This is a genomic window from Thermodesulfobacteriota bacterium (assembly GCA_036482575.1).
Classification (GTDB): domain Bacteria; phylum Desulfobacterota; class GWC2-55-46; order GWC2-55-46; family JAUVFY01; genus JAZGJJ01.
The window spans coordinates 1-21,744 of sequence record JAZGJJ010000132.1; the positions used below are offsets into that span (position 1 = coordinate 1).

Here is a 21,744-nt window from a genome sequence, read left to right on the forward strand (position 1 = left end):
GGGGGTACCGTCAATCTCCGTGGCTATTAACCACGAAGGGTTTCTTCCCCCCCGACAGAGGTTTACGACCCGAGGGCCTTCTTCCCTCACGCGGCGTCGCTGCGTCAGGCTTTCGCCCATTGCGCAATATTCCTCACTGCTGCCTCCCGTAGGAGTCTGGGCCGTGTTCCAGTCCCAGTGTGACTGATCGTCCTCTCAGACCAGCTACCCGTCTTAGCCTTGGTGAGCCGTTACCTCACCAACAAGCTGATGGGACGCGGGCTCATCCTCGAGTGACAGGCCCCGAAGGGTCCCTGCCTTTGCCCACGGAAGATGCCTTCCGTGGTCTTATCCGGCATTAGCTCGCCTTTCAGCGGGTTATTCCGGTCTCGGGGGTAGATTACCCACGCGTTACTCACCCGTGCGCCACTTTACTAACTCCCCGAAGGGAGCTTTCTCGTACGACTTGCATGTGTTAGGCACGCCGCTAGCGTTCGCTCTGAGCCAGGATCAAACTCTCCACTTTTGATTTTGTTACGGTATAAAAGATTTGACTGACTGGCTGTGCTTGCTATTTAGTTTTCAAAGAACAGACCGTTTCCTCCACCCATATCTCGGGCCGCGACAATACGCGACCCCGCACACAGGATCGGTCCCGGCGTGTAGAGAAGATAATCATTATGCTACATGGAAGGGGGGCTGTCAAGGGTTATTTTGCCCCCCTTCCCCCTTTTCCCCATATCCCCCGTTTTTCCGTTTTTTCCGTTTTCCCGCCCTCAACAGCCGCCATCTCCCCCGGAGCTCTCCCCGTGTCTGCGCTCGTAAACGAAAAACGGGGGATATTCCCCTATCCGGTCGTACCGCTCGGAGATAAACTCCTCGAATACGCTGCCCCGGAGCTCCCCGGAGGAGCCGTCCCAGACGAAAACGGCCGGGGGTGCAGCGGTGACGTCCGCATACAGCCGCTTAAGCCGGGGGTCCCCTTTTTTAGGAACACGCCCCTCGAACAGCGCGTAGAGCGAGGTCGTATTCACCGCCGACTTCCTCTGGCTATAGTAGTAGATCCCGGCCCCGGTACCCCACTCGAACACGGTATCGCAGGGGGAACTCACGCCCTTTATGAAGCTGCCGACTTCATAGGCGAGAGCCGGCTTGGGGCCGTATTTTTTTGCGGAAATTTCGGTGGGGGTCATCCGCAGATAAGTCCCCTGACTATAAAACAGATGGCCCGACGTATACAGGACTATAATCGAAGAGAGGGCCATGGCAAGCCGGGCATTTTTTTTCGCCTGTATATGCTCCACCATATCCCGGAAAAACAGGGCGGACATAACGACGAATGGGGGCAGCAGCAACTGGTAGTAGTGATAAAAGTACTTGCCGGGGCTCGCCACCGCTACCATACAGCCCGCGAGGAACAGGATGAAGAACGAACGTCTCAGCGGTCCGTACTCTTTACGGCCGACGAAGACCCAGACGAGAGAGAGGAGCGGAAGCGGCCATATATCCTTTTGAGCAAGGTGGAAGAGAAGGCGTGGGTCGGTAAAGTAGTTCCATACGTTCAAGGCAATGTTCCCGGCATAGCCCCGGTTATACTCGAACACCGCTCCCCAGAAATCACCGAACCTGCCGGCCAGCGCAAAGTAGGAAAAGACCCCCGCCCATACCAGTACGCATGGAAGGAGTATAACCGCCAGTTTGCCCGCCCCCTCCTTAAGCCGCGCGCGCGGAGGGGGGGGGCCGGTTTTTGAAACTTGAAGTACAAGGTAGAGGCAGACGGCCGCGAAGGGGAATATGGCTACGGTCTTGAATGTGGAGGCGACGGCGAAGAAGGCGCCGCAAAGGAACAGAAACCTCCACTCCCCTTCCCGGTGTTTCGCGAGACTCCACAGCGCCATGAGGGTAAAGGCGTTAAGGAAAAGCTCGGCGTTTGGCTGGTTGGCCTCGAGCGACAGGGCGTTGGAGGCCAGGGCCCATATGGCCGAGCCGAGGAGCGCGGTGTTTACTCCGGCTATCTCCTTTAAAAAGAGGAACAGGAAGGCGAGGGAGATTACGGTGAAGACGATGCCTGTATATGTGATTGCCGAAGCGTCGTATCCCCAGAGGAGCTCCGCCGCCATGTAGGCCAGGAATATCCCCGGGGGTTTATGGTCCCACAGCTCCGTATACAAGAGCTCCCCGCCCAGCATGTAGTGGGCGAAGTAGCCGTAGATGGCAAGGTCATGCTCCAGCGGCTCTCCGAGGGAATGGAGCCTCAGGAAGACCGTTATAACGGCGATTGAAAAAAAAATTAGGGGGGTCATAAGGCCGGACATATTAAAACAGTCTTTCAAGGGAAGGGACTATCACGCGGCGGGAGAGGAAGGGGTAGGAGTGGAGGGGGGCGGCTTTTACGACTCTTTAACGTCGGCGCCCGAGCCCACCTCGACCCTGTCCTTGCCGCTCATCTTGGCCTTGTACATGGCCTGGTCCGCAGCCTGCAGAAGCTCCTGGTAGCTCTCCACATCGATCTTCGGGAAGGTACCTATACCTCCGCTCACGGTAACGGGCTTTTCCAACCACTCGAACGACAGCTCTTTGATCGCGCCCCCTATGCTTTCGGCGAACTTCCTGGCGTCATCCTCTTCCGTGTCCCCGAGGACCACAACGAACTCCTCCCCGCCGAACCTCGCCGCGATGTCCTGCTTTCGCACCCTGTTCCTCATGACCTCGGCCACGGCCTTGAGCACTTCATCCCCTTTATCGTGGCCGTAGGTGTCGTTGATCGCCTTGAAGTTGTCTATATCGTAGAGGACTATGGAGATAGGACGCTTATACCTGAGGCTCCTCGACCACTCCTCGGTGAGCCGGGTATTCAGGTACCGCCTGTTGTAAAGGCCCGTCAGGGGGTCGGTTATGGACATCTCCTGTATCTTCTGGTGCATGATGGCGTTGTCCAGGGCGATGCATATCTGGTTTGCGAGATAATCGAAGAGCTGTACCTCTTCGTCGGTGTAGTTGGTCGAACTCCCGAGTACCAGTACACCGAGGACCCTCTCCTGGTATACCAGCGGGATATAGCCTATCTCTTTGGGGATGGCCTTCGCGAAACCCAGCTCCATCGCCTCGTCGGGGACGGCTTCCCCGGCCGGGGGGCTGATGCGCAGGGTGGTCTTCTTCTCCGCCGCCCGGCCCGGGAAACCCTCTCCCATCTTAAGGGGGCTCAAGTCCGCCTTTGTCCCGTACTTGACATGGGGGTGGAGGCTCTCACCTGCGCCCTCGACCAGGTATACTATCCCCATCTGGGAGTCCGTGACCTCCACCGCTATCTTGAGCACCCTTTCGAGCAACTCCCTCAGGTCGAGCGTCGACATCAGGAGTTTCGCGACCTCGTTGTGCTTCTTGAGCCTCTCCTCCCTCTCATTTATGCCGTCGACCATCGTATTGAAGCCGTTCCCGAGCTTTTCGAACTCGTCACCGGTCGTAAGGTTGACGGAGATATCCATCTCCCCCTTCTTCAGCCTGTCCATGGCGGTTACGAGAAAGTTAAGCGGCCTTATGATATCGGAACGTATAACGCCCGTCATGACGGCCGCCAGGATAAGGCCGATCACGGCCGCAACCCCCGCCCCCTTTGCTATGGAGTTGAATACGACCGCAGTTATGCTCTTCGCGGGCATGCCCACCCCGAGGACCCCTATTATCTTGTTCCGGCTGTCCCGCAACGGCTCGTAGGCGACTATATTCTTCACGCCCGAGACCTCCAGAACCCCGTAGTAGGGCCTGTCCAGGGATATCTCCTTCTTAAGCCCCTCGGGGATGGGTTGGCCGAGCGCCCAGGAGCTTCTCGGGAGCGACGAGGTGGCGTGCAGGAGCGCGGTCTCCGGGGACGTTCCCGCAAAGAGCGCCAGGTCGACCCCGAACCGTTCGTATACGGCATTGCCGAGCCACGGGTCTCCGCTAAGCAGGATCCCGGCCACCACCGCCCCGACCACCTTCCCCTCATGCCTTACGGGGGAGACTATGAACTGCGTGATGCCCGCGTTCCACGCAAACTCCGGGACGGTTTCGTCCTCCGCGCTGAAAAACTCTTTCCTGACGAGCTCACTGGAGCTCGTCGCCTCCCCGGAGATGAGGGCCATAGGGAGTATGTCACCGATATTGAGGATATCGCCGGCCCTGGCGCTCCTTCTGCCGAGCACCCGCTGGTTCTCGTCAACGGCGGCAAGTATGTCCACGTGGGGGTTGTTCTTGCCGAACTCCAGAAGTGTCTTCTGCAGGGCCTGCGCGTCTTTCGAGGAAAAGGCCTTGCGCACTTCCGGCCGGCCGGAGAGCTGAACCAGTAAGGCCTCGATCTCCTCCCCCCTTTGCTCATAGACCCCCCTGGAGGCCTTGAGGTTGGCCTTGACCGAACCGAGTGTCTCTTCGTAAACCACCCCCTGGAACAGATAGAAGAGGACCAGCACCAGGGCGGTGACCGGCACCCAGAAAACCACCGAAAGGGCGATCCATGTTTTAGGCGCTACACCTATCTTTGGCCTGTATAATTTCATAATCATCTCTTTTTTTGCCATAAGACGTCGCTTTCAGACGTTAACAGCGGCTTAGGTTGCAGTCTCCAGGATGATATGCCCGGCTGCCGATAATACACTGTTATTACTCCACATACGGCCGTGCCAGTCAAGATAATTATTCGGGAGGACGGGGGGGACGGAGGGAGGACGGGGGGGGATGAAGCCCCCCTCTAAGCCCCTACAAAAGAGACTTTTTTGAAGGACCTCTTTCCGACCTGGATGAGGATGTCTTTATCGGTGGGTATTTCGGCCTTCCTATCCGTTACCCGCTCCCCGTCCACACGCACCCCGCCCTGGGCCACGAGCCTCATGGCCTCGGAGGTGGATTTACTGAGCCCCGCCTTGACCATTATTTTCGCTATCCACATGGTGCCTTCGGCGCCCTCTATGGTGACCTCCTCGATATCCTCCGGGGTCTCCTTTTTCCGAAAAAGGGCGTTAAAGCCCTCCTTTGCCTTCTCCGAGGCGGCCTTATCGTAAAAGCGGGCGGTAATCTCACAGGCCAGGGCCTCCTTGGCTTCCTTCGGATGAACCCTCCCCTCCCTTATCTCCCCGACCCTCTCGGGCGGCTCGTCGCTCAAAAGCTCATAGTAGCGAAGCATCAGCTCATCCGATATGCTCATGAGCTTCCCGAAGATCTCGGAGGGGGGCTCGGTTATGCCTATGTAGTTGCCGAGCGACTTGCTCATCTTCCGCACGCCGTCGGTCCCCTCGAGTATCGGCATGGTCATGACGGCCTGTGGCGCCTGGCCGAACTCCTTCTGGAGCGCACGGCCCACCAGGAGGTTAAAGAGCTGGTCCGTGCCGCCGAGCTCCACGTCGGCCTTAAGGACGACCGAGTCGTAGCCCTGCACGAGCGGGTAGAGGAACTCGTGGACGGCTATAGGGCGGCCCTCTTTGTAGCGCTTCTGGAAATCATCCCTCTCGAGCATCCGGGCCACCGTGTGGCGCGAGGCGAGCGAGATAAGCTCGTCGGCCTTCATGCGCCCCATCCACTCGCCGTTGAAGACGACCTCGGTCCGCTCCTCGTCGAGTATCTTGAAGACCTGGGCCTTGTAGGTCTCGGCATTTTTGAGTATCTCTTCGGTCGTGAGCGGCTTTCTGGTCTCCGACTGTCCGCTCGGGTCCCCTATCCTGGCGGTAAAGTCCCCTATAAGGAGCACGACCTGGTGGCCGAGCTCCTGGAAGTCCTTGAGCTTTTGTATCAACACGGTGTGGCCGAGATGCAGGTCCGGGGCCGTGGGGTCGAAGCCTGCCTTCACGCGAAGCGGTTTCCCGCCCTCGAGCCTGGAGAGAAAATCCTCCTCGCTTATAAGGTCGACCGCACCGCGCCTTATCCTCTCAAGCTGTTTTTTCGGGTCCATAGGGTAGAACATGATACCAGCAGACGCAGGAAAAAACAACCTTGGTTATTCGAGGGACACCTACCGTACGTTGAAACTCCGCAAGCCCGGCAGGAAGAAGAAAATCAAGGGGGAATAGGTAAAATGCGGGGCTGTTGAAAAAGCGCAAGACAGTGCGATGTGTCGTGCTGAATTTATTTCAGCATCTTATCCTTCTTGCCCTTAAGCAGTCCTCTTGCCTCCAGGGATTCCGCCAGAAGTTTTCGTACCATCCATGCGAAGGTGCGCTCGTCCCTGCCTGCAAGGGATCGGATCGCCTCCGTCATTTCTGCGGTAATCCTCGTTGTAACGACCACATCCTTCTTCATATGAAATCATTGTAAGCATTTTACTTGACAACTCAATGGTTACATTATATACAAAGAATGCAGGTGTCCGGCCTGCTTCCTGTTTCGCATTTAATGGGGACACAGGGGCTGGGGTTTTTCTGTTTTTAGTGAAAAAACTGGGAAGTGTTCCTCGGGGTTCCCCGGCTTTTTTTGTGCATGGGAAAGGAGGTATAACTACTATGGGCGCACAGCGTGAGATAGCAAAAAACGGGAGCATAGTCCAGGAGGGCGGCAGGAGCTATCTGGAATACGAAGGCGGTGAAGGCAAAAAGAGGGTCGCGATCGAGAAGGTCAGAAGCGCCGAGACGATAAACAAGCGGGCGTTGTGGACGCTCATTGTCGGACTGGGGCTTCTCTTTGTTTCTCCGCCTCTGGGGGTCGCGGGCGCCATCCTGGTCGTCTTGGGCATTGGTCTCATCCTTCGTTATGTCGCACCAGAAAGACGGGTTCTCGTAACCTGCGAGGGCGGAGAGATAGAGTTCAGGAAAATGCATGCAACGAGGAAGAGAAAAGCATTCCTTGCCCAGATCAACGATGCCCTGCGGGGAGGACAATAAAACGAGTCCGGTAGATACCGTCTTGGTTGTCAAGTCGTTTTTGCGTTATTCCAGTCGGGAATGGGTGCGGCAATGATTAAAATACAAGGGGTTCTATTTCACGAATTTGGATCTGCGCAAGCAAAGGAGTAGGTCATGTTTCAAGAATTTTTGAGCTGGGTAACGATTTCCGCCACTTTATTACTTCCTATATTATTTCTTGTCTTGTTTCCTATCATTGTTCTCTCATATATTAAATCAAAAAGAACAAAAAGAGCACTTTTAAATGAATCGGATTCGGTTCGGCAAATCCGTCTAAGTATGAGGTTGAAAAACACGGATGAGGTAAAAAAAATATGGGAAGAAAACGACAGGGCTCGATATCGCGAGGAGACATTTGGAATTATAAGAAGTTTACTTGAGGAACGTGGCATATACCCTCCCCCGCAAAAGAAATCTACAGAGCTTGGCGACACTGCGACTGCCAACGAAACCAAGTTCATTGTGTTGCCAAAGAACCAATTTTGGACAATGGCGTTCATAAGCGTAATCATAGGATACGCTCTGCTGCCACATGGTGAAGTCAGCGGTGCAGTAGGCCTATCGATAGTAGTAATCGCATTCGCTTGCCTTGTGGCAATGGTGCCAGCTGGCATCTACTGGATAGCCAAACGAAAGAGAATGCCTGGTCTAACCGTCCTAATATGGATAGCTTGGGCAGTAGTGTACGGTTTCCTTGCCCTTGGAATTATAATGCGTATCGCGTGAAACAAGCGTAAGGGCATACTGTTGTGCGAGCGCGGCAATCCAGACATCGTTTTCAGGAATAGGTTGCCCCTTCTCTTTCAAGCGGTTCTTTATATCCCCGTATCGTTTGGCCGTATCCGCATTGCATGCAAGGACAGTGCTGTCGAGGACAAATCCGTTTATGCGAGTATGATTTTCCTGCGGTCTCGACGACTTGTGCGCTCCGAAATACAATTCCCCGATGGCAATGCACGGGACAAAGACTTCCGAGGCGTTGGATATGCGCTCGTGAACCCCGGGGTCCCCGGAAAAAAGGGCGATGATAATATTCGTATCCAGCAGGAACTTACCATTCACTGACGTCTACCTTGTCGCAACCCTCCTCGATGGCCTTTGATATCCGCTCAAGGTCATCGGCAGGGATAAACCCCTCAAACCGTAAAAGGCTTTTACCCTCGACTCCCTTCGGCACCAGAGATTTCGCAAAATCCAGCACACGGTGCTGAAGGTCGGGAAATCCGGGGACACCAGGAAATCCGGAGAATTCCGGGGACACCGTACTTAATTACCCCCCCCTCCCCCCAGATTGCGCCGCGGAGCCTGTCCTGAACCATGTGCTGAACTTGATTCAGTATCGTTTCAGGGCTCGCAATGACACCGAGTTGAGTTTTTCAACAGCCCCTGTGTCCCCGGATTTCAGTACACGAAGAGCCTATTTTAATAAGATACTTACAACTGATGGTTCTATTGAACGGTACCGGTATTCATACTGACCTTTACTATTCCTGTCGGCTATTGCGACCTGCATGTTTTCAAGACGTAGGCGAATAATATGTGGTTGCATATTGTCACTTTCAAATTTCAAAACAATCCGCGGAGAATTTACATAATTAATAGCCACCACGGATGGAGGCGGTCCTGACTTTTCCTCAATGATTACTCGATCTGTTGCTGGACTTTCTATTGAGACGGCAGGTTCTGATGCCCAAAAGACTTGCATATTGAAATCCCATGACAAATCGAGGGGTCGTGTGCGATCACACAACAAAACACCGCTGGGCGGATAATTTTCATCTTTATTAAATGGATCACCAATGCCACTATTTTCTTTATCCCGAAATTTGTAAGTATTGATTCGATACGTGCCCACCAAATCCGCTTGTTTTACACCCGCCTGTTGTGCTTCGTTTTGATACATATTTTTCATTTCGTCCCGTTTGGAAGAATCTTTAACTGAGGCAAAGATAAAAATAACTAAAAAAAAGATGGCAAGCCCTATTACTTCTTTCATGGTTTTCTCCTTCAGGATAACATCACGACTTAACGGCGACGATGGGCCATTCGCTACAGCCATTTGTTGGGCAATCACATGAACTTCTCGCTGTACTCTGTGGATAGAGGAATGAAAGTGTAATGGGTTTCGTTATATTCGGCTTTTCTATGACACCGGGCGCATTCTATTGGCTGTCCACCGTATTTACGCCGCCAAACTGTCCAGTTAACCGGGGCCACCTCTTAGATCTATTTTTTGAGCTTGCTTTCTACAAACGCAATTACTTCACCAATGCCTGCACCTATGCATCCACCAATGATGCCTGGCACCAATGCGTCCATTTTGAGCATGTACCAAACAACGAAGAACCCAACAAAAGCACCGATCAATCCAAATTTACTCATTTTATCACCCTCAACTATTGACCAAACAAATCAGCTTATTTTGCGTTATTCCACTTCTTAAACATCTCTATATCTTCATTATAAAGTTTTATTTTGCCGAGTTTTTTATATAGCACTGCCCTTGTAAAGTAGTAATCGGACAAAATGTTCCGCTTGAAATCGCGCTTTGCATATGGTGTTGGGTCAGAGTTCAACATATGACTTTGTAGAAATTTTTTGCCGAGCATTATTGCTTTAGAATACTCTTGAAGGGCATTTTCATGTTTTTGTAAAGCTTGATATGCTCTCCCTAGAAGCAACCTTACACTACCATCATTGAATGCAGAGTGGGGTCCACCATCATTAGTTAGGTCAAGAGCTTTAGAAATCTTTGTTATCGTTTCTTCGTATTCTTGATTTTGATAAGAAATTTTAGCACTTTTATATAAGCTCAGAGCTTCTCTTTCCGACTCACTTACACACGAACTAATGAAGATAACGGAAATAATTAGCAAGAATATTTTCGAATAAATAATTTTCACAAAAACCTCCTTAATCGGACTGTTGGTTCAAGTCTTAGACTTGAACCAACAAAAAAATCCGAGATACGTTCTGATAAATAATCAACTAACACACACAAATGTTATCTGTCAAGGGAATCCGGGGACACCATGCTTAATTACCCCCCTCCTCCCCCCAGATTGCGTCGTCCCTCGAAATGACGAAAGGGCAGGGCTAAAGCCCTGCCCTACGTTTCCTTGCCGCCGGGGTGACGCCTTTCAGCCGACCGGCCTCTTTATCCTCTCGATGCTCTCGGCCTTTCCGTCCGGCCCGACCTTTACCACCACCCCCTGGAACTCGACACCGCCCGTGGCCACCTCGAACCTCGCGGGCATCTGCGTCAAGAACCTCTTAAGCGCGGCCTCCTTCTCTATGCCTATGACCGAATCCGTCGGGCCGGTCATACCTGCGTCGGTTATGTAGGCGGTCCCGAGCGGCAAGACCCTCTCGTCGGCCGTCTGCACGTGCGTGTGGGTGCCTATAACCGCGCTCACCAAGCCGTCGAAGTGGCAGGCAAAGGCGTTTTTCTCGCTGGTGGCCTCGGCGTGCATGTCCACCAATATCACCGGGGTCTCCTCCCTGAGCCTTTCTATTGCCCTGCTGCCCACGGTGAAGGGACAGTCGATGTGGGCCATGAAGACCCTGCCGGAGAGGTTCACGACCCCGACCTTAACGCCCGAGCGGCACTCGAAGACGGTCATGCCTCCACCCGGGGCCTCTTTCGGATAGTTGGCGGGCCGAAGCAGCCTGTCGGTGCCGCCTATGTAGTCCTCTATCTCACGCTTGTCCCAGATGTGGTTGCCCGAGGTAACCACGTCCACGCCGAGAGAGAGGAGCTCCTCGTAAACCCCTGGGGTGATCCCGAAGCCGCCGGCGGCGTTCTCGCCGTTGGCGACGACCACGTCCGGGCAGTGGATATCCATAAGCTCCGGCAGGAGCTTCTTCACGGCCCTCCTGCCGGGCTTGCCCATTACGTCCCCTATGAACAGTATGGTGGTCGCGTCGGCCATCCCGGTCTACTTGGCGTAGTCCACGCTCCGGGTCTCCCTTATGACCGTGACCTTTATCTGCCCGGGGTAGCTGAGTTCCTTCTCGATCTTCTTCGCTATATCCTTGGAGAGCACGACCGCCCTGCCGTCGTTCACCTCGTTACTCTCCACCACCACCCTTATCTCGCGCCCGGCCTGCAGGGCGTAGGACTTCTCGACCCCCTTGAACTCCTTGGCTATCTTCTCAAGGTCCTCGAGCCGCTTGACGTAGCTCTCGACCATCTCCCTCCTCGCGCCGGGGCGCGCGGCGGAGAGCGTATCGGCGGCCTGGACGAGCACCCCGAGTATGGACTCCGGCTGGTCGTTATGGTGCTGGCCTATGGCGGCGACTATCTTGGGAGACTCGCCGTACTTCCTCGCCAGGTCCGCGCCTATGGCCGCGTGCGGCCCCTCGACCTCGTGGTCCACGGCCTTGCCTATGTCGTGCAGCAGCCCGGCCCGGCGGGCCTGCTTGGTGGAGATGCCGAGCTCCGAGGCCATGATGCCGCAGAGGAAGGCCACCTCCATCGAATGGGCGTACACGTTCTGCGCGAAGCTCGTCCTGAACTTGAGCCTTCCTATGAGCCTCTGTATCTCGTTATGGATGCCGTGGAGCCCGGTGTCGAATATGGCCCTCTCGCCGGCCTCCATAATGCTCTTCATGACCTCGCTGTCCGCCTTGGCCACCACTTCCTCGATCCGGGCCGGGTGGATCCTCCCGTCCGCGATGAGCTTTTCGAGTGCCATCCTGGCCACTTCCCTCCTTACGGGATTGTGGCCGGAGATTATAACGGCCTCCGGCGTATCGTCTATTATTATGTCTATGCCGGTTATGGCCTCTATGGCCCGGATGTTCCTGCCCTCGCGTCCTATTATCCTCCCCTTCATCTCGTCGTTGGGGAGGTTCACGACCGATACGGCCCTCTCGGTGACGTACTCGCCGGCATACCTCTGGATGGCGAGGCCCAGTCTCTCCTTGGCCTTCTTCTCCGCCTCGGCCCTGGTCTCTTCCTCTATTCTCTTCAGCGTCTTCCCGGCCTCGAGCTTGGCTTCGTCCTCCATCACCTCGAGGAGTTGCCTCTTGGCTTCCTCGGCGGAGACGTCGGAGATAGACTCGAGCTTCCGCCTCTGCTCGGCAAGGAGGTCTTCGAGACCCCGCTCTATCTCCTGGGCCTTCCTCTCATGGTTGGCTATACCCTTCTCCCTCTTGGAGAGTTCGCCTTCCTTCCGCTCTACGGCGTCGGACTTACGGTCGAGGTGTTCTTCCTTGGAAAGGAGCCTCTTCTCGAGCGCCTGGATCTCCTTTCGCCTCTCTCGCGCCTCCTTTTCCGACTCGACCTTGGCCTGGTAGAACTTGTCCCTGGCCTGAAGGTCCGCCTCCTTCTTTATGCCTTCGCCTTCCTTCTTTGCCCCGGCTATTATATCTTCAGCGGTCTTTGCCGCACCCTCGATGGTCTTCTCGACGAACCTCTTCCTGACAAGAACGCCTATACCGACACCGACCAGCAGCATAAGCACGCCGACGGCGACTACCGTTAAAAGTATGGACACCTCCATAACACACCCCCTTTTATATTAAAGACCGTCGTGCGTACCCACATGGCCTGCGCCACGGATAACGCGCGCTATAACGGTCCTCTGTCGTCCCGGATGTCGTCCCGGAACCGTATCACCCTGCTCTCGGTCACCACCGAGCCCACCCTTACGTCGTGGGGTTCGGTGGGCATCTCACCTTCCTCCAGGATCTGAAAATCGAACGAGAGGCCCACCACCGGACATCTCACCTTCGCCAGCACCCTGTCATAATAACCCTTGCCGTATCCAAGCCTCGCCCCCGTCATGTCGAAGGCCGCGCCGGGCACCACCACACAGTCGAAACCGGAAGGCGGGGCCTCGGTCCCCCCGTCCGGCGGCTCAAGGATATCGTATGACCCCGGCGAGAGCTCTTCCCTGTCCGTGACCCTGAAAAAGGCCAGGTGCGGGCCCGAGCTTACCACCCGCGGGAAGAAGACCTCCTTGCCGCCCTCGACCGCCCTCGACAGTATGTCGTCGGTAAGGACCTCGTTCCTGAAACTCGAGTAAAGCGCGATACGCCGGGCCCCGCCAAACTCCCGGGTCTCCATAAAGCGCTTCTGCACCAGGGAGCTCGCGCGGAAGACCTCTTCAAAGGACAGCCTGCAACGCTTCCCGAGGAACTCCTTCCTTAAAGACTCCTTTGTGCCCATCGATATAGACCTGGCTATGAAAAGAGATCGGGACAGGATAGTGCTTGGACCGGCGCCTTGAAATCGGCCGCCTGGAGAGACTTGCTCAGAGAGAGATGAAAGGCAATATCAGTCGGTGCCCGCTAAGCACAGACGTCCAGCCGCCCCGGCCGGACGCCTTCCCGGGCTTACGTACAACGAAAAAACTTTACGGAGCCATATATTAAGACTTTTTACAGCCATTCGCTACTTCCAACCGGACCTTTCCTGAACACACTCTCTCTCTTCGATTCTCCCTTTTGTAAGTCTTCTCCCCCGCCACAATGCCGTGTCAGCGGATCTTTTGAACCATGGGTTCAAGGTGGGCGCCGGAATAGCCGCTTTCGACTTTTCCTCGATGGGAACCTGCCGGCCGCAAGCCAGAGCCAACCCCCTATCTTTTAGTATTGGTTCTAAAATATACCCCGCCGATCACGAACACGGCAGGGGAGAAGACCGTCTAAGCCACTCTCCTGTCTATGAGTTTTGTAAGTTCTTCCGATCTCCTTTCGAAGTTGTCCAGCGTTTCTTTGAGTTTTATGAACTCGCCCGTGACGTTCAACGCGGTCAGGAGCGCAAGGTCCAGCGTGGAAACCGCCTTCGTGTTCTGCCTTACCTCCTCGACCTTGTCGCTCAGGTACCTTTCCACCGCCCGGACGTGCTCCTCCTCCTCTTCACTCCTTACAACGAGTTTTTGGCCGAGCATATGCAGTTCAACCGAGTTCTTCACGTCCCTCCACCCCTCCTACGTCCCTTCATGAAGCTGATTACTGGATCAGGTTATCGAGCCTGGCCAGGAGCGCGTCCACCCTGCCCCGAACCTTGCCCCTTTCCTGGTCGAGTTGCTTGAGCTTCTTCTCGAGCCCCTCTATCTCCAGGTCTTTCAGCCGGACGAGCTTTTTTGCCCCCGTGCTCGCCTCGCGCAGGTCTTCGTAGTCCTTTAACAGCCGATTGACCCTCTCTTCGAGTTTTTCGAACTCGCTCAATCCAACCCTTCAATCTTCCGACTTTACGACCGATTACATAATACGATTTTCCCCGTGGGAAGTCAAGGGGTACTCCCGCCGCCGCGGGCCGCCTTTGTTGCCGGTTTATCTCGACAGTGCCCGGAGAAGCCCGAGCGCCCCTTCATGCCCGGGCCTGAGCCTCAAGACCTCTTCCGCCTCTCTTCTCGCCTCTTCCCCCAGCCCCTTCCGCCCGTAGGCGAGGGCCAGGTTATAGTGCGCCCCCACGTGGTCCGGGACGAGCCTCAGGGCCTCCCGGTACTCCCGGGCGGCCTCGTCCGGGCGGCCCATAGCGGCGTAAGCAAGGCCGAGGTTATTATGTATCCCCGCGCTCCCCGCAGCCCGGGGCCTGAGCCTCAGGGCCTCTTTATACTCACTCACGGCCTCCTCCAGGCGGCCCTTGTCGGCATAGGCGACGCCGAGGTTATTATGGGTCTTCGCCGAGTCGGGGTTAAGCCGTAAGGCCGTCCTTAAGAGACCCATGGCCTCGTCCGTCCGTCCCAGCCGAAGGTAGGCGCCGGCGAGCCGGTTATATACCATGGGTTCGCCCGGTGCCTTCCTTACCTCGTCGGTATAGAAGGTAATCTCATCCCCCCAGACGTCGTTCCTCGTATAGGCGGCAAAGGAGAAGGCCGCGACGATAACCAGAATGACGGCCCACGCCCCTCTCCCCCCTCCGGGCCTCCCCGCAACCCCACCGGACGCCCCGGGCGCCCCGGACGCAAAGGAGAGCGCGGCCGTGAAGGAGAGAGAAAGGCCCACGAGCGGAAGGTAGAGCCGGTGCTCGGCCAAAGGGTCCTTTATCGGGATTATCGAAGACTCCACCGACAGGGTCAGGAAGAACCATAGCAGGCCGAAGGAGATTAAGAGGCCGTGTGCGTGATGCGTGATGCGTGAGCGGAGGAAAAGGTAAACGGCAGAACCAAAAAGGAAAAAAAGGAATAAGAACGACAAAAACACCTCGGGCTCGAATATGGAGGCGTTCAGCGGGTAGTCGTAGTCCATGTGCTGGCTCACGGGAAGCACCAGGAGCCTCAGGTACGTAATGATAACCCGCATCTGCGTCACCAGATAGGCGTAGCTCGATATGGAGCTGAAGTCCCTTAGTTGCAACCTGCGCATCTCTTCGGCGGCGCCGTGTCCCCCCTCCCCCCCCTCGCCCCCATCGCCGAGACCGGCTTCGGGCCCGAAGATACCAAGGGGGATAATGGCCATGGCGAGGAGGAACGGGACGAGCGGCAAGAACCGTGACCGTCGTTCGTGTTCGTGTCCGTTAAAGGAAGGACCGAAAAAGGTAAATTCGTAGAGGCAGAGCATGGCTGGAAGCGTAAAACTTATCTCCTTTGTCTTCATGGCGAGGACGGTGGAGATGAGGGCCAGGACGTAGAAGGCCGACCGGCCCTTTAACTCCGGGGAAAACCTCCACTTAACGTAGAGCACGAGCGAGAGGAGGTAGAAGAGCGCGGCAAGCGAGGTGAAGCGTTGTGTTATATACGTCACGGCCTGGGTCTGTATGGGGTGGCTTATGAAGATAAGGGCCGCGGCGAGCGCGACGAAGTACTTCGTCTCTATACTCCTACCCGTCCCCTCTATCCCCCCCATGGCCGGTGTGCGGAAGGTCAACAGGGCGAGCCACCATACCAGGAGGCCGTTTACCGTATGGATGGCGATATTTACAAGGTGGTAGCCGAAAACGTCGAGCCCCCCGGCAGCATAGTTAAGAGCGAAGGTGAGGAAACCAACATACCTCGTGCCCGAGGTGTCGAGGAAGTTCCCGAGGTCGCGCACCTTCGGGTTCTCCACTCTGTAGGTGTGGTCGTCTATGAGGAAGGGGACGTCGAGGGTGTTGGAGTAGATAGCGAGCGCCGTTACCGCTATCAGGGCAGCGGCGGCAAGCGGATAGTGCCTTCCGGTCCATATCGTCTTCTTGTCGGTCTCCATATCCTACGGCCCCGAAAGAGAGTCAAGAAGCTCCTGACCCCTCCCCACGTCCGGGCTGGTCTCCAGAACCTTTTCGAGCTCCCTTATCGCCTCGTCCTTCATCCCCTTTTCCCTGTAGGCAAGGGCGAGGTTATAACGCGCCTCGGCGTGATCCGGGGCCAGGCTCAAGGCCTTGAGGTACTCCTCCACGGCCTCGTCGATCCGCCCCCTGGTGAAGTAGGCGGTCCCGAGGTTGTTACGGGCCTCCGCATGGTCGGGGTTAAGCCCTATGGCGGCGCTAAACTCCTCCATGGCCTTATCCACTAACCCCTTGTCGGCATAGGCCAGCCCCAGGGAGTTATGCAGCTCCGCTTCCTCATGGCCGAGCTCCAGGGCGGCGAGGTACTCCTCTATGGCCTCGTCCGTACGGCCCTGCCCGTAGTAGACGAAGCCGAGGTTATAACGGGCCTCGGGGTAGGCGGGTCTTATCCTGAGGGCTTCCGCGTACTCCCCGAGCGCCTCCTCTTTCAGGCCACTTCTCTCATAGGCGAGGCCGAGGTTGTTGTGGGCTTCCGCAAGTGCCGGGTCGAGCTTCAGGGCCTCCCTGTATGCCTCTATGGACTCGCCTGTCCTGCCCTGCTTGTAATAGACGACACCCAGGTTGTTGTACGTCTCCACGTAGTCTGGCCTCGCGAGTAGCGCCGCCTCCAGGCTCTTGAGCGCCCTGTCGAGGGAGCCCATATCCATGTCGATGCGGGCGAGGTTGTTATAAGCTATTACCTCTTTCGGGTTAAGCCTTATAGCCTCCCCGAAGAGTTCCGCGGCCTCGTCCGTCCGCCCCGTCCTGGCGTAAACGACCCCGAGCCCGTTATATGCCGTAGACTTGCCGGGCGACTTGCCGACCTCATAGGTCCAGAACCCAAGCTCGTCCGCCCACACCTCGTTCCTCCTGTGGGCGGCAGTGGAGAGGGCCGCGACTATAACGAGCAGAAGGGCCCATGCGGCCCTTCCCCTCCCCGCCGTGCCGAGGAGATAAAAGAGTACAGCCGTAAAGCCGATCGAAAGGCCCGCGAGCGGAAGGTAGAGCCTGTGCTCGAATATAACGTGCTTTATCGGGACCACGGACGACTCGACCGAAAGGGTCACGAAGAACCAAAGCGCGCCGAACGAGATAAGAAGGCCGTGGCCGTTATTCGTCTTGCGTGACCGCAAGAAAAGGTAAAAGGCAAAACCAAAAAGGGAAAAAAGGAATAAGAACGACAAAAGCACCCCCGGCTCGAAAAACGAATGGGAAATAGGGTAGTCGTAGTCCATGCGCTGGCCCACCGGGAGCACCAGAAGCCTCAGGTAGGTTACGACCACCCTCAACTGGGTCAGGAGGTAGGTGTAGGGCGGGACGGTCTCCAAATCCTTCAACTGAAGTTCTCTCAAATATTTTCCCTCTACCCCGTACCCCCCCTCCCACAGCCCCAGTTCCGGACCGAAGAGTTCGAGAGGTATTATGGCCATCGTAAGCAGGAAGGGGACGAGGGGGGGAAACCGTGACCGTGTCCGTTGCTCGTGTCCGTTAAAGGAAAGACCGAAGAACGTAAGTTCGTAGAGGCAGATTATAACCGGCAGGGTAAAGGCTATCTCCTTTGTCTTCATGGCGAGGACGGCCGAGAGGAGAGAGACGGCATAGAGCCGCCACCGGCGGGAAAACCTCCACTTAATATAGAGGACGAGCGAGAGCAGATAGAAGAGCGTGGCGAGAGAGGCGAAGCGTTGGGTTATGTAGGTAACGGCCTGGGTCTGGACCGGATGGGAGATGAAGATAAGGGCCGCGCCGAGCGCGATGAAGTAGCTCAGCCGCCGGTCTTCCCCGGCCTTGGAAAGGGCCGGGGTGCGGAACGTCAAAACGACCAGCCACCAGACCAGAAGGCCGTTTACCACATGTATCGCCACGTTTACGAGGTGGTAGCCGAAGACGTCGAGCCCCCCGAGCTTATAGTTAAGCGCGAAGGAGAGGAAGGCCACGTACCGCGTGCCCGATATGTCGAGGAACTTCCAGAGACTGCGTATCGTCCGGTTCTCCTTGACGTACATCTCGTCGTCAACGAGGAAGGGGCCGTGGAGGGCGTTGGAGTAGATAAGGAGGGCCGTCGCCGTTATTAGAAAAATAGCAGCGAGGGGAGCGTACTTCCCGTAAAGGAACGCCGCACCACCACCCTCCCCCTTATAGGGGGGCTCGCCTTGCCTTCCGTCCTCCCCCCCCCTGTCCACTTCATTCTCCATTCGGTCCGACACGGGGAATTTTAACGGATTGGCGGCTGATTTACAACGGTTTGCGAACTGTGAGAGGAATAACGTCCCGGGCCGCCCGGGCGGCCCGGGCGCGTCCCTTTAGTAGGCGTAGAGGTTTCCGTAGGGCCTGGATGATGCGGGGACCAGCTTCTTGAACGGCTTTTTCATTATCTCCTCGGGGTCGAGCCCGAGGTCGTCGCAGTACTCCTTCAGGTACGTCTTGAGCGCCTTCAGGTCGTTCTCGTCGGGGTCCGTGATGCCCACCTCGGCCCCGCACCTCTTCTTATCCACCTCTCCCCTTATGTATATCGTCCCCCCGTGCATGCCGGTGCCGAGGTAGTCGCCGACGATGGGCTCGCCGTCCTTTGTGTCGAGGCCGAGCAACACCAGCAGCCCGCCGGCCATGTACTCGCCGAAGAAGTCCCCGGCCGTGCCCCCGGCTATGATGACGGGTATCTGCTTCTTGTAGGCCTTCATGTGGATGCCCACCCTGTAGCCGACGTCCCCCCTTATGTGCATCTTACCGCCCCTCATGCCGTAGCCGAGCACGTCTCCGGCGTGGCCCTCCACCACTATCTTGCCGCTGTTCATCGTGTTGCCGATGTTGTCCTGGGCATTGGCCTTCACCAGCAGGGTCGGCCCGTCCATGAAGGCCGCGAGGTCGTTCCCCGGCACCCCCTCGATGACGATAGTGGCCTTCTCCCTTATGCCGTCGGCGATATAGTACTGGCCGTTGACGTTCTTGAGCCGTATCTCCTTTTCGCCTTTGGCAACCGCATCCCTTACCTTCTGGTTAAGCTCGCGGTAGTACATGCCCTTTGCGTCTATTTCGAATGTTTTTCCCATAAGCGTTATACCTTCTTACCTTCCCGCCGGCTTCACGCCGAGTATATCGAGTGTCTGGGCGTCGAGCCCCACGCCCCGGAGCCTCTCCCTGCTGCCCCGGAGGCTCTCCACGGCGTTAACGCCGAGCGCACCGAGTATCTCCTTCAACTCGTGCTCCCAGCCGCGGATGAGGTTTATGAGCCTCTCGGCGTAGACCTCCGGGTCGAGCCTTACCGTCAGCTCGGGCCTTTGGCTCGTGATACCCCAGGAGCAGTTGCCCGTGTAGCACTTGCCGCAGATGGTGCATCCCATGGCGATGAGCGCGGCGGTGCCGAGCGAGACCGCGTCGGCCCCGAGTGCGATGGCCTTGGCCGCGTCCGCGCTTGAGCGTATGCCTCCGGCGGCCACGATCGAGGCCTCGTTCCTTATCCCCTCCTGGCGGAGCCTGTCGTCCACGGCCGCCAGGGCGTGTTCTATCGGTATGCCGAGGTGATCGCGTATCACCGAAGGCGCGGCGCCCGTGCCGCCGCGGAAGCCGTCGAGGTAGACTATGTCCGCCCCGGCGCGGACGATGCCGGAGACGATGGCCGCAACGTTATGCACGGTCGCTATCTTGACGGAGACGGGCTTATAGCCGGTGGCCTCCTTTATGGCGTATATGAGCTGCCTCAGATCCTCTATCGAGTATATGTCGTGCTGCGGGGCGGGGGAGAGGGCGTCCGTCCCGACGGGTATCATCCTCGTGCTGGCCACCTGGAGCGGTATCTTCTCTCCGGGCAGGTGCCCGCCTATGCCGGGCTTCGCCCCCTGGCCTATCTTTATCTCCACGGCCACGCCGGCGTTCAGGTAGTCCGGGTTCACGCCGAACCTTCCGGATGCTACCTGCACGATAATGTTATCCCTGTAGGGATATATGTCCTTATGGAGCCCGCCCTCGCCGGTATTCATCGTAATGCCGCATTCCTTGGCGGCCATGGCGAGCACCTTCTGCGCGTTAAGGCTTATCGAGCCGAAGCTCATCGGAGAGAACATAAACGGCGCCGAGAGCTTTATCTGCGGCGGCATCTTCGTCTTGAGCTCGAGCTTGCCGTCCTTCCCCCTCTTAAACTCCAGCTTCGAGGGCTTCTTGCCGAGATAGGTCCGGAGCTCCATCGGCTCCCTAAGCGGGTCTATGGAGGGGTTCGTGACCTGGCAGGCGTCCAAGAGCAGGTGGTCGAAGAGTATCGGGTAGGGCAGGTCGCTCCCCATGCCCGTAAGCGGAATGCCGCCGGTCTCGGCCTGCTTCTTCAGATTTCTTATGTTGTAAAAACCCCAGTTGTTGTTCTGCTTGAACTTGACCGGGTTATCGAGTATCTGGATGGCCTCCTCCGGGCAGTAGTGGTAGCAGCGCAGACACTTGACGCACTTGTTGGTGTCTATCAAGACCTTGTCCCCGCCCCAGGAGTACACGCCCCAGCCGCAGTTCTGGATACACCTCTTGCACTTGATGCACTTTACCCGGTCTATGTTCGCAAGGAACTCCGGTATTGTCTGGCTCTTGAACATCCGTCTCTCTCCTTAATAAAAACCCTTTACGTCACGATGCGGCGTCTAACCCTCGAGCTCCACTATGACGGGCTCGCCGGCCCTCGGCGCCCAGCACTTGTCCGGCTTCGGGCATATCTCCCTTATGGCGCTCTCCTCGCTGGACATGTAGACCAGGTCGTCCTTGGTGGCGACGACCAGCGGCCGGAGTTTTATCCTGTCGTTAATACCTACGAGCCCGTTACTGTGTCCGAAGAGCAGCGAAAACGGCCCGTTAAGGAGCGCGCTCCCGTAGGTCATCCTGAGTGCCGTAAGCGCCTCTCCGGTTTTCCCGCCGTCCTCGTCTATATCCTTCCAGAAAGGTGCGGCCAGTACGGTGCAGGCCGTGGCCGTATCGAGCCCGTGCTTCCTTATAAGGAGGTCCAGCAGATAGGCCGCGACCTCGGTATCGGTAAGGAGCGTCAGCTTGTAGCCGAACATCTCGAGGTAACGCTTATTTATGCCGTAGGAGGATATCTCCCCGTTATGCACGATAGACCAGTCAAGGAGCGTAAAGGGGTGCGCCCCGCCCCACCAGCCCGGCGTGTTCGTCGGGAAGCGGGTGTGGCCGGTCCATATATGGCCCTCGTACTCCTCGAGCTTGAAGAAGTCGGCTATGTCCCGTGGGTTGCCCACGCCCTTGAAGACCCCCATGTTCCTGCCGGAGCTGAATATGTAGGCGCCCTCTATCTCGGAGTTGACCTTCATGACGGTCCTTACCACGAAGTCGTCCTCGGTTATGTCTCCGGCAAGCCTGTCCTTCGCGGGCTTTGCGAAGTAGCGCACCATGAGCGGGCTTATGGTAATGGCCTCCACCGGGGAGGTCGGTATCTCCTCTATCTTCTCGATCTTATAGTTGTCCTTCAGGTACTCCTCGACCTCCATCCGGCTCTCCGGGTAGTCGTACATTACGTGGAAGGCGAAGAGGTCCTCGAACTCGGGGTATATGCCGTAGGCGGCGAAGCCCGCGCCGAGGCCGTTGCCCCTGTCGTTCATGAGGCAGAGCGAGTTCTTTATATGCTCCCCGCCGAGCCTCTTGCGCTTCTTGCTTATTATCCCGCTAAGGCCGCAGCCCGAGATGTCTTTCTGAAAATTATGATCCACCGTCTCGTCT

The 21,744-nt window shown here is 56.7% G+C and carries 20 protein-coding genes, 1 rRNA gene and 1 other RNA gene; 2 read left to right on the plus strand and 20 right to left on the minus strand.

Going from position 1 to position 21,744, the window contains the following annotated elements:
* From V3W31_05835 to V3W31_05855, 5 genes are all read right to left on the minus strand, one after another.
* Positions 1–505: ribosomal RNA gene (locus V3W31_05835) — 16S ribosomal RNA — on the minus strand; the annotation flags it as partial.
* 250 nt (positions 506–755) lie between these two features.
* On the minus strand, positions 756–2,294 hold the full coding sequence (locus V3W31_05840) for a glycosyltransferase family 39 protein (protein ID MEE9614462.1): 1,539 nt from the start codon (positions 2,292–2,294) through the stop codon (positions 756–758).
* A gap of 75 nt (positions 2,295–2,369) precedes the next feature.
* Positions 2,370–4,511, minus strand: coding sequence for a diguanylate cyclase (locus V3W31_05845; GenBank protein MEE9614463.1), 2,142 nt, complete (start codon positions 4,509–4,511; stop codon positions 2,370–2,372).
* A 191-nt stretch (positions 4,512–4,702) separates the two neighbouring features.
* Positions 4,703–5,908, minus strand: coding sequence for a tyrosine--tRNA ligase (tyrS, locus tag V3W31_05850; GenBank protein MEE9614464.1), 1,206 nt, complete (start codon positions 5,906–5,908; stop codon positions 4,703–4,705).
* 161 nt (positions 5,909–6,069) lie between these two features.
* Complete coding sequence (locus V3W31_05855) at positions 6,070–6,201, minus strand: hypothetical protein (GenBank protein ID MEE9614465.1); 132 nt, start codon at positions 6,199–6,201, stop codon at positions 6,070–6,072.
* A 242-nt stretch (positions 6,202–6,443) separates the two neighbouring features.
* On the opposite strand from V3W31_05855, the gene V3W31_05860 reads away from it, so the two are divergent.
* Both V3W31_05860 and V3W31_05865 read left to right on the plus strand, forming a co-directional pair.
* Entirely contained in the window at positions 6,444–6,821 is a 378-nt protein-coding gene (locus V3W31_05860; GenBank protein MEE9614466.1) for a hypothetical protein, read from the plus strand.
* Positions 6,822–7,127: 306 nt separating this feature from the next.
* Positions 7,128–7,568, plus strand: a complete 441-nt coding sequence (locus tag V3W31_05865; GenBank protein MEE9614467.1) for a hypothetical protein — start codon at positions 7,128–7,130, stop codon at positions 7,566–7,568.
* On the opposite strand, the gene V3W31_05870 is transcribed toward V3W31_05865, so the two are convergent.
* The 15 genes from V3W31_05870 to V3W31_05940 form a co-directional block, all read right to left on the minus strand.
* The gene (locus V3W31_05870; protein ID MEE9614468.1) at positions 7,500–7,904 is read right to left on the minus strand and encodes a type II toxin-antitoxin system VapC family toxin; all 405 of its coding nucleotides are present in this window, start codon (positions 7,902–7,904) and stop codon (positions 7,500–7,502) included. The two genes, V3W31_05865 and V3W31_05870, sit on opposite strands and share 69 nt — an antisense overlap.
* Positions 7,905–8,259: 355 nt before the next feature.
* Positions 8,260–8,838: a hypothetical protein gene (locus V3W31_05875; protein MEE9614469.1), complete on the minus strand. Its 579-nt coding sequence runs from the start codon at positions 8,836–8,838 to the stop codon at positions 8,260–8,262.
* Between the two features lie 230 nt (positions 8,839–9,068).
* Positions 9,069–9,224: a hypothetical protein gene (locus tag V3W31_05880; protein ID MEE9614470.1), complete on the minus strand. Its 156-nt coding sequence runs from the start codon at positions 9,222–9,224 to the stop codon at positions 9,069–9,071.
* Between the two features lie 35 nt (positions 9,225–9,259).
* A complete protein-coding gene (locus tag V3W31_05885; GenBank protein MEE9614471.1) occupies positions 9,260–9,745 on the minus strand; it encodes a hypothetical protein in 486 nt (161 codons plus the stop codon).
* Positions 9,746–9,982: 237 nt separating this feature from the next.
* Positions 9,983–10,774: a TIGR00282 family metallophosphoesterase gene (locus V3W31_05890; GenBank protein ID MEE9614472.1), complete on the minus strand. Its 792-nt coding sequence runs from the start codon at positions 10,772–10,774 to the stop codon at positions 9,983–9,985.
* 6 nt (positions 10,775–10,780) lie between these two features.
* Positions 10,781–12,349, minus strand: coding sequence for a ribonuclease Y (rny, locus tag V3W31_05895; GenBank protein ID MEE9614473.1), 1,569 nt, complete (start codon positions 12,347–12,349; stop codon positions 10,781–10,783).
* A 68-nt stretch (positions 12,350–12,417) separates the two neighbouring features.
* Positions 12,418–13,017 carry a 5-formyltetrahydrofolate cyclo-ligase gene (locus tag V3W31_05900; GenBank protein ID MEE9614474.1) on the minus strand — a complete coding sequence of 200 codons (600 nt, stop codon included), beginning with the start codon at positions 13,015–13,017 and terminating at the stop codon, positions 12,418–12,420.
* A gap of 287 nt (positions 13,018–13,304) precedes the next feature.
* Positions 13,305–13,488: non-coding RNA, 6S RNA (gene ssrS / locus V3W31_05905), on the minus strand.
* Between the two features lie 7 nt (positions 13,489–13,495).
* The gene (locus V3W31_05910) at positions 13,496–13,765 is read right to left on the minus strand and encodes a cell division protein ZapA (protein MEE9614475.1); all 270 of its coding nucleotides are present in this window, start codon (positions 13,763–13,765) and stop codon (positions 13,496–13,498) included.
* Between the two features lie 37 nt (positions 13,766–13,802).
* Positions 13,803–14,021 (minus strand): cell division protein ZapB, encoded by a 219-nt coding sequence (gene zapB / locus V3W31_05915; protein ID MEE9614476.1) that lies wholly within the window; start codon positions 14,019–14,021, stop codon positions 13,803–13,805.
* Between the two features lie 105 nt (positions 14,022–14,126).
* Entirely contained in the window at positions 14,127–15,980 is a 1,854-nt protein-coding gene (locus V3W31_05920) for a tetratricopeptide repeat protein (GenBank protein MEE9614477.1), read from the minus strand.
* A gap of 3 nt (positions 15,981–15,983) precedes the next feature.
* Positions 15,984–18,233, minus strand: a complete 2,250-nt coding sequence (locus tag V3W31_05925; GenBank protein ID MEE9614478.1) for a tetratricopeptide repeat protein — start codon at positions 18,231–18,233, stop codon at positions 15,984–15,986.
* A gap of 108 nt (positions 18,234–18,341) precedes the next feature.
* Positions 18,342–19,088 (minus strand): hypothetical protein, encoded by a 747-nt coding sequence (locus V3W31_05930; GenBank protein ID MEE9614479.1) that lies wholly within the window; start codon positions 19,086–19,088, stop codon positions 18,342–18,344.
* Between the two features lie 15 nt (positions 19,089–19,103).
* A complete protein-coding gene (locus V3W31_05935; GenBank protein ID MEE9614480.1) occupies positions 19,104–20,612 on the minus strand; it encodes a glutamate synthase-related protein in 1,509 nt (502 codons plus the stop codon).
* A gap of 45 nt (positions 20,613–20,657) precedes the next feature.
* The gene (locus tag V3W31_05940) at positions 20,658–21,734 is read right to left on the minus strand and encodes a glutamine amidotransferase family protein (GenBank protein MEE9614481.1); all 1,077 of its coding nucleotides are present in this window, start codon (positions 21,732–21,734) and stop codon (positions 20,658–20,660) included.
* Positions 21,735–21,744 lie beyond the last annotated feature (10 nt).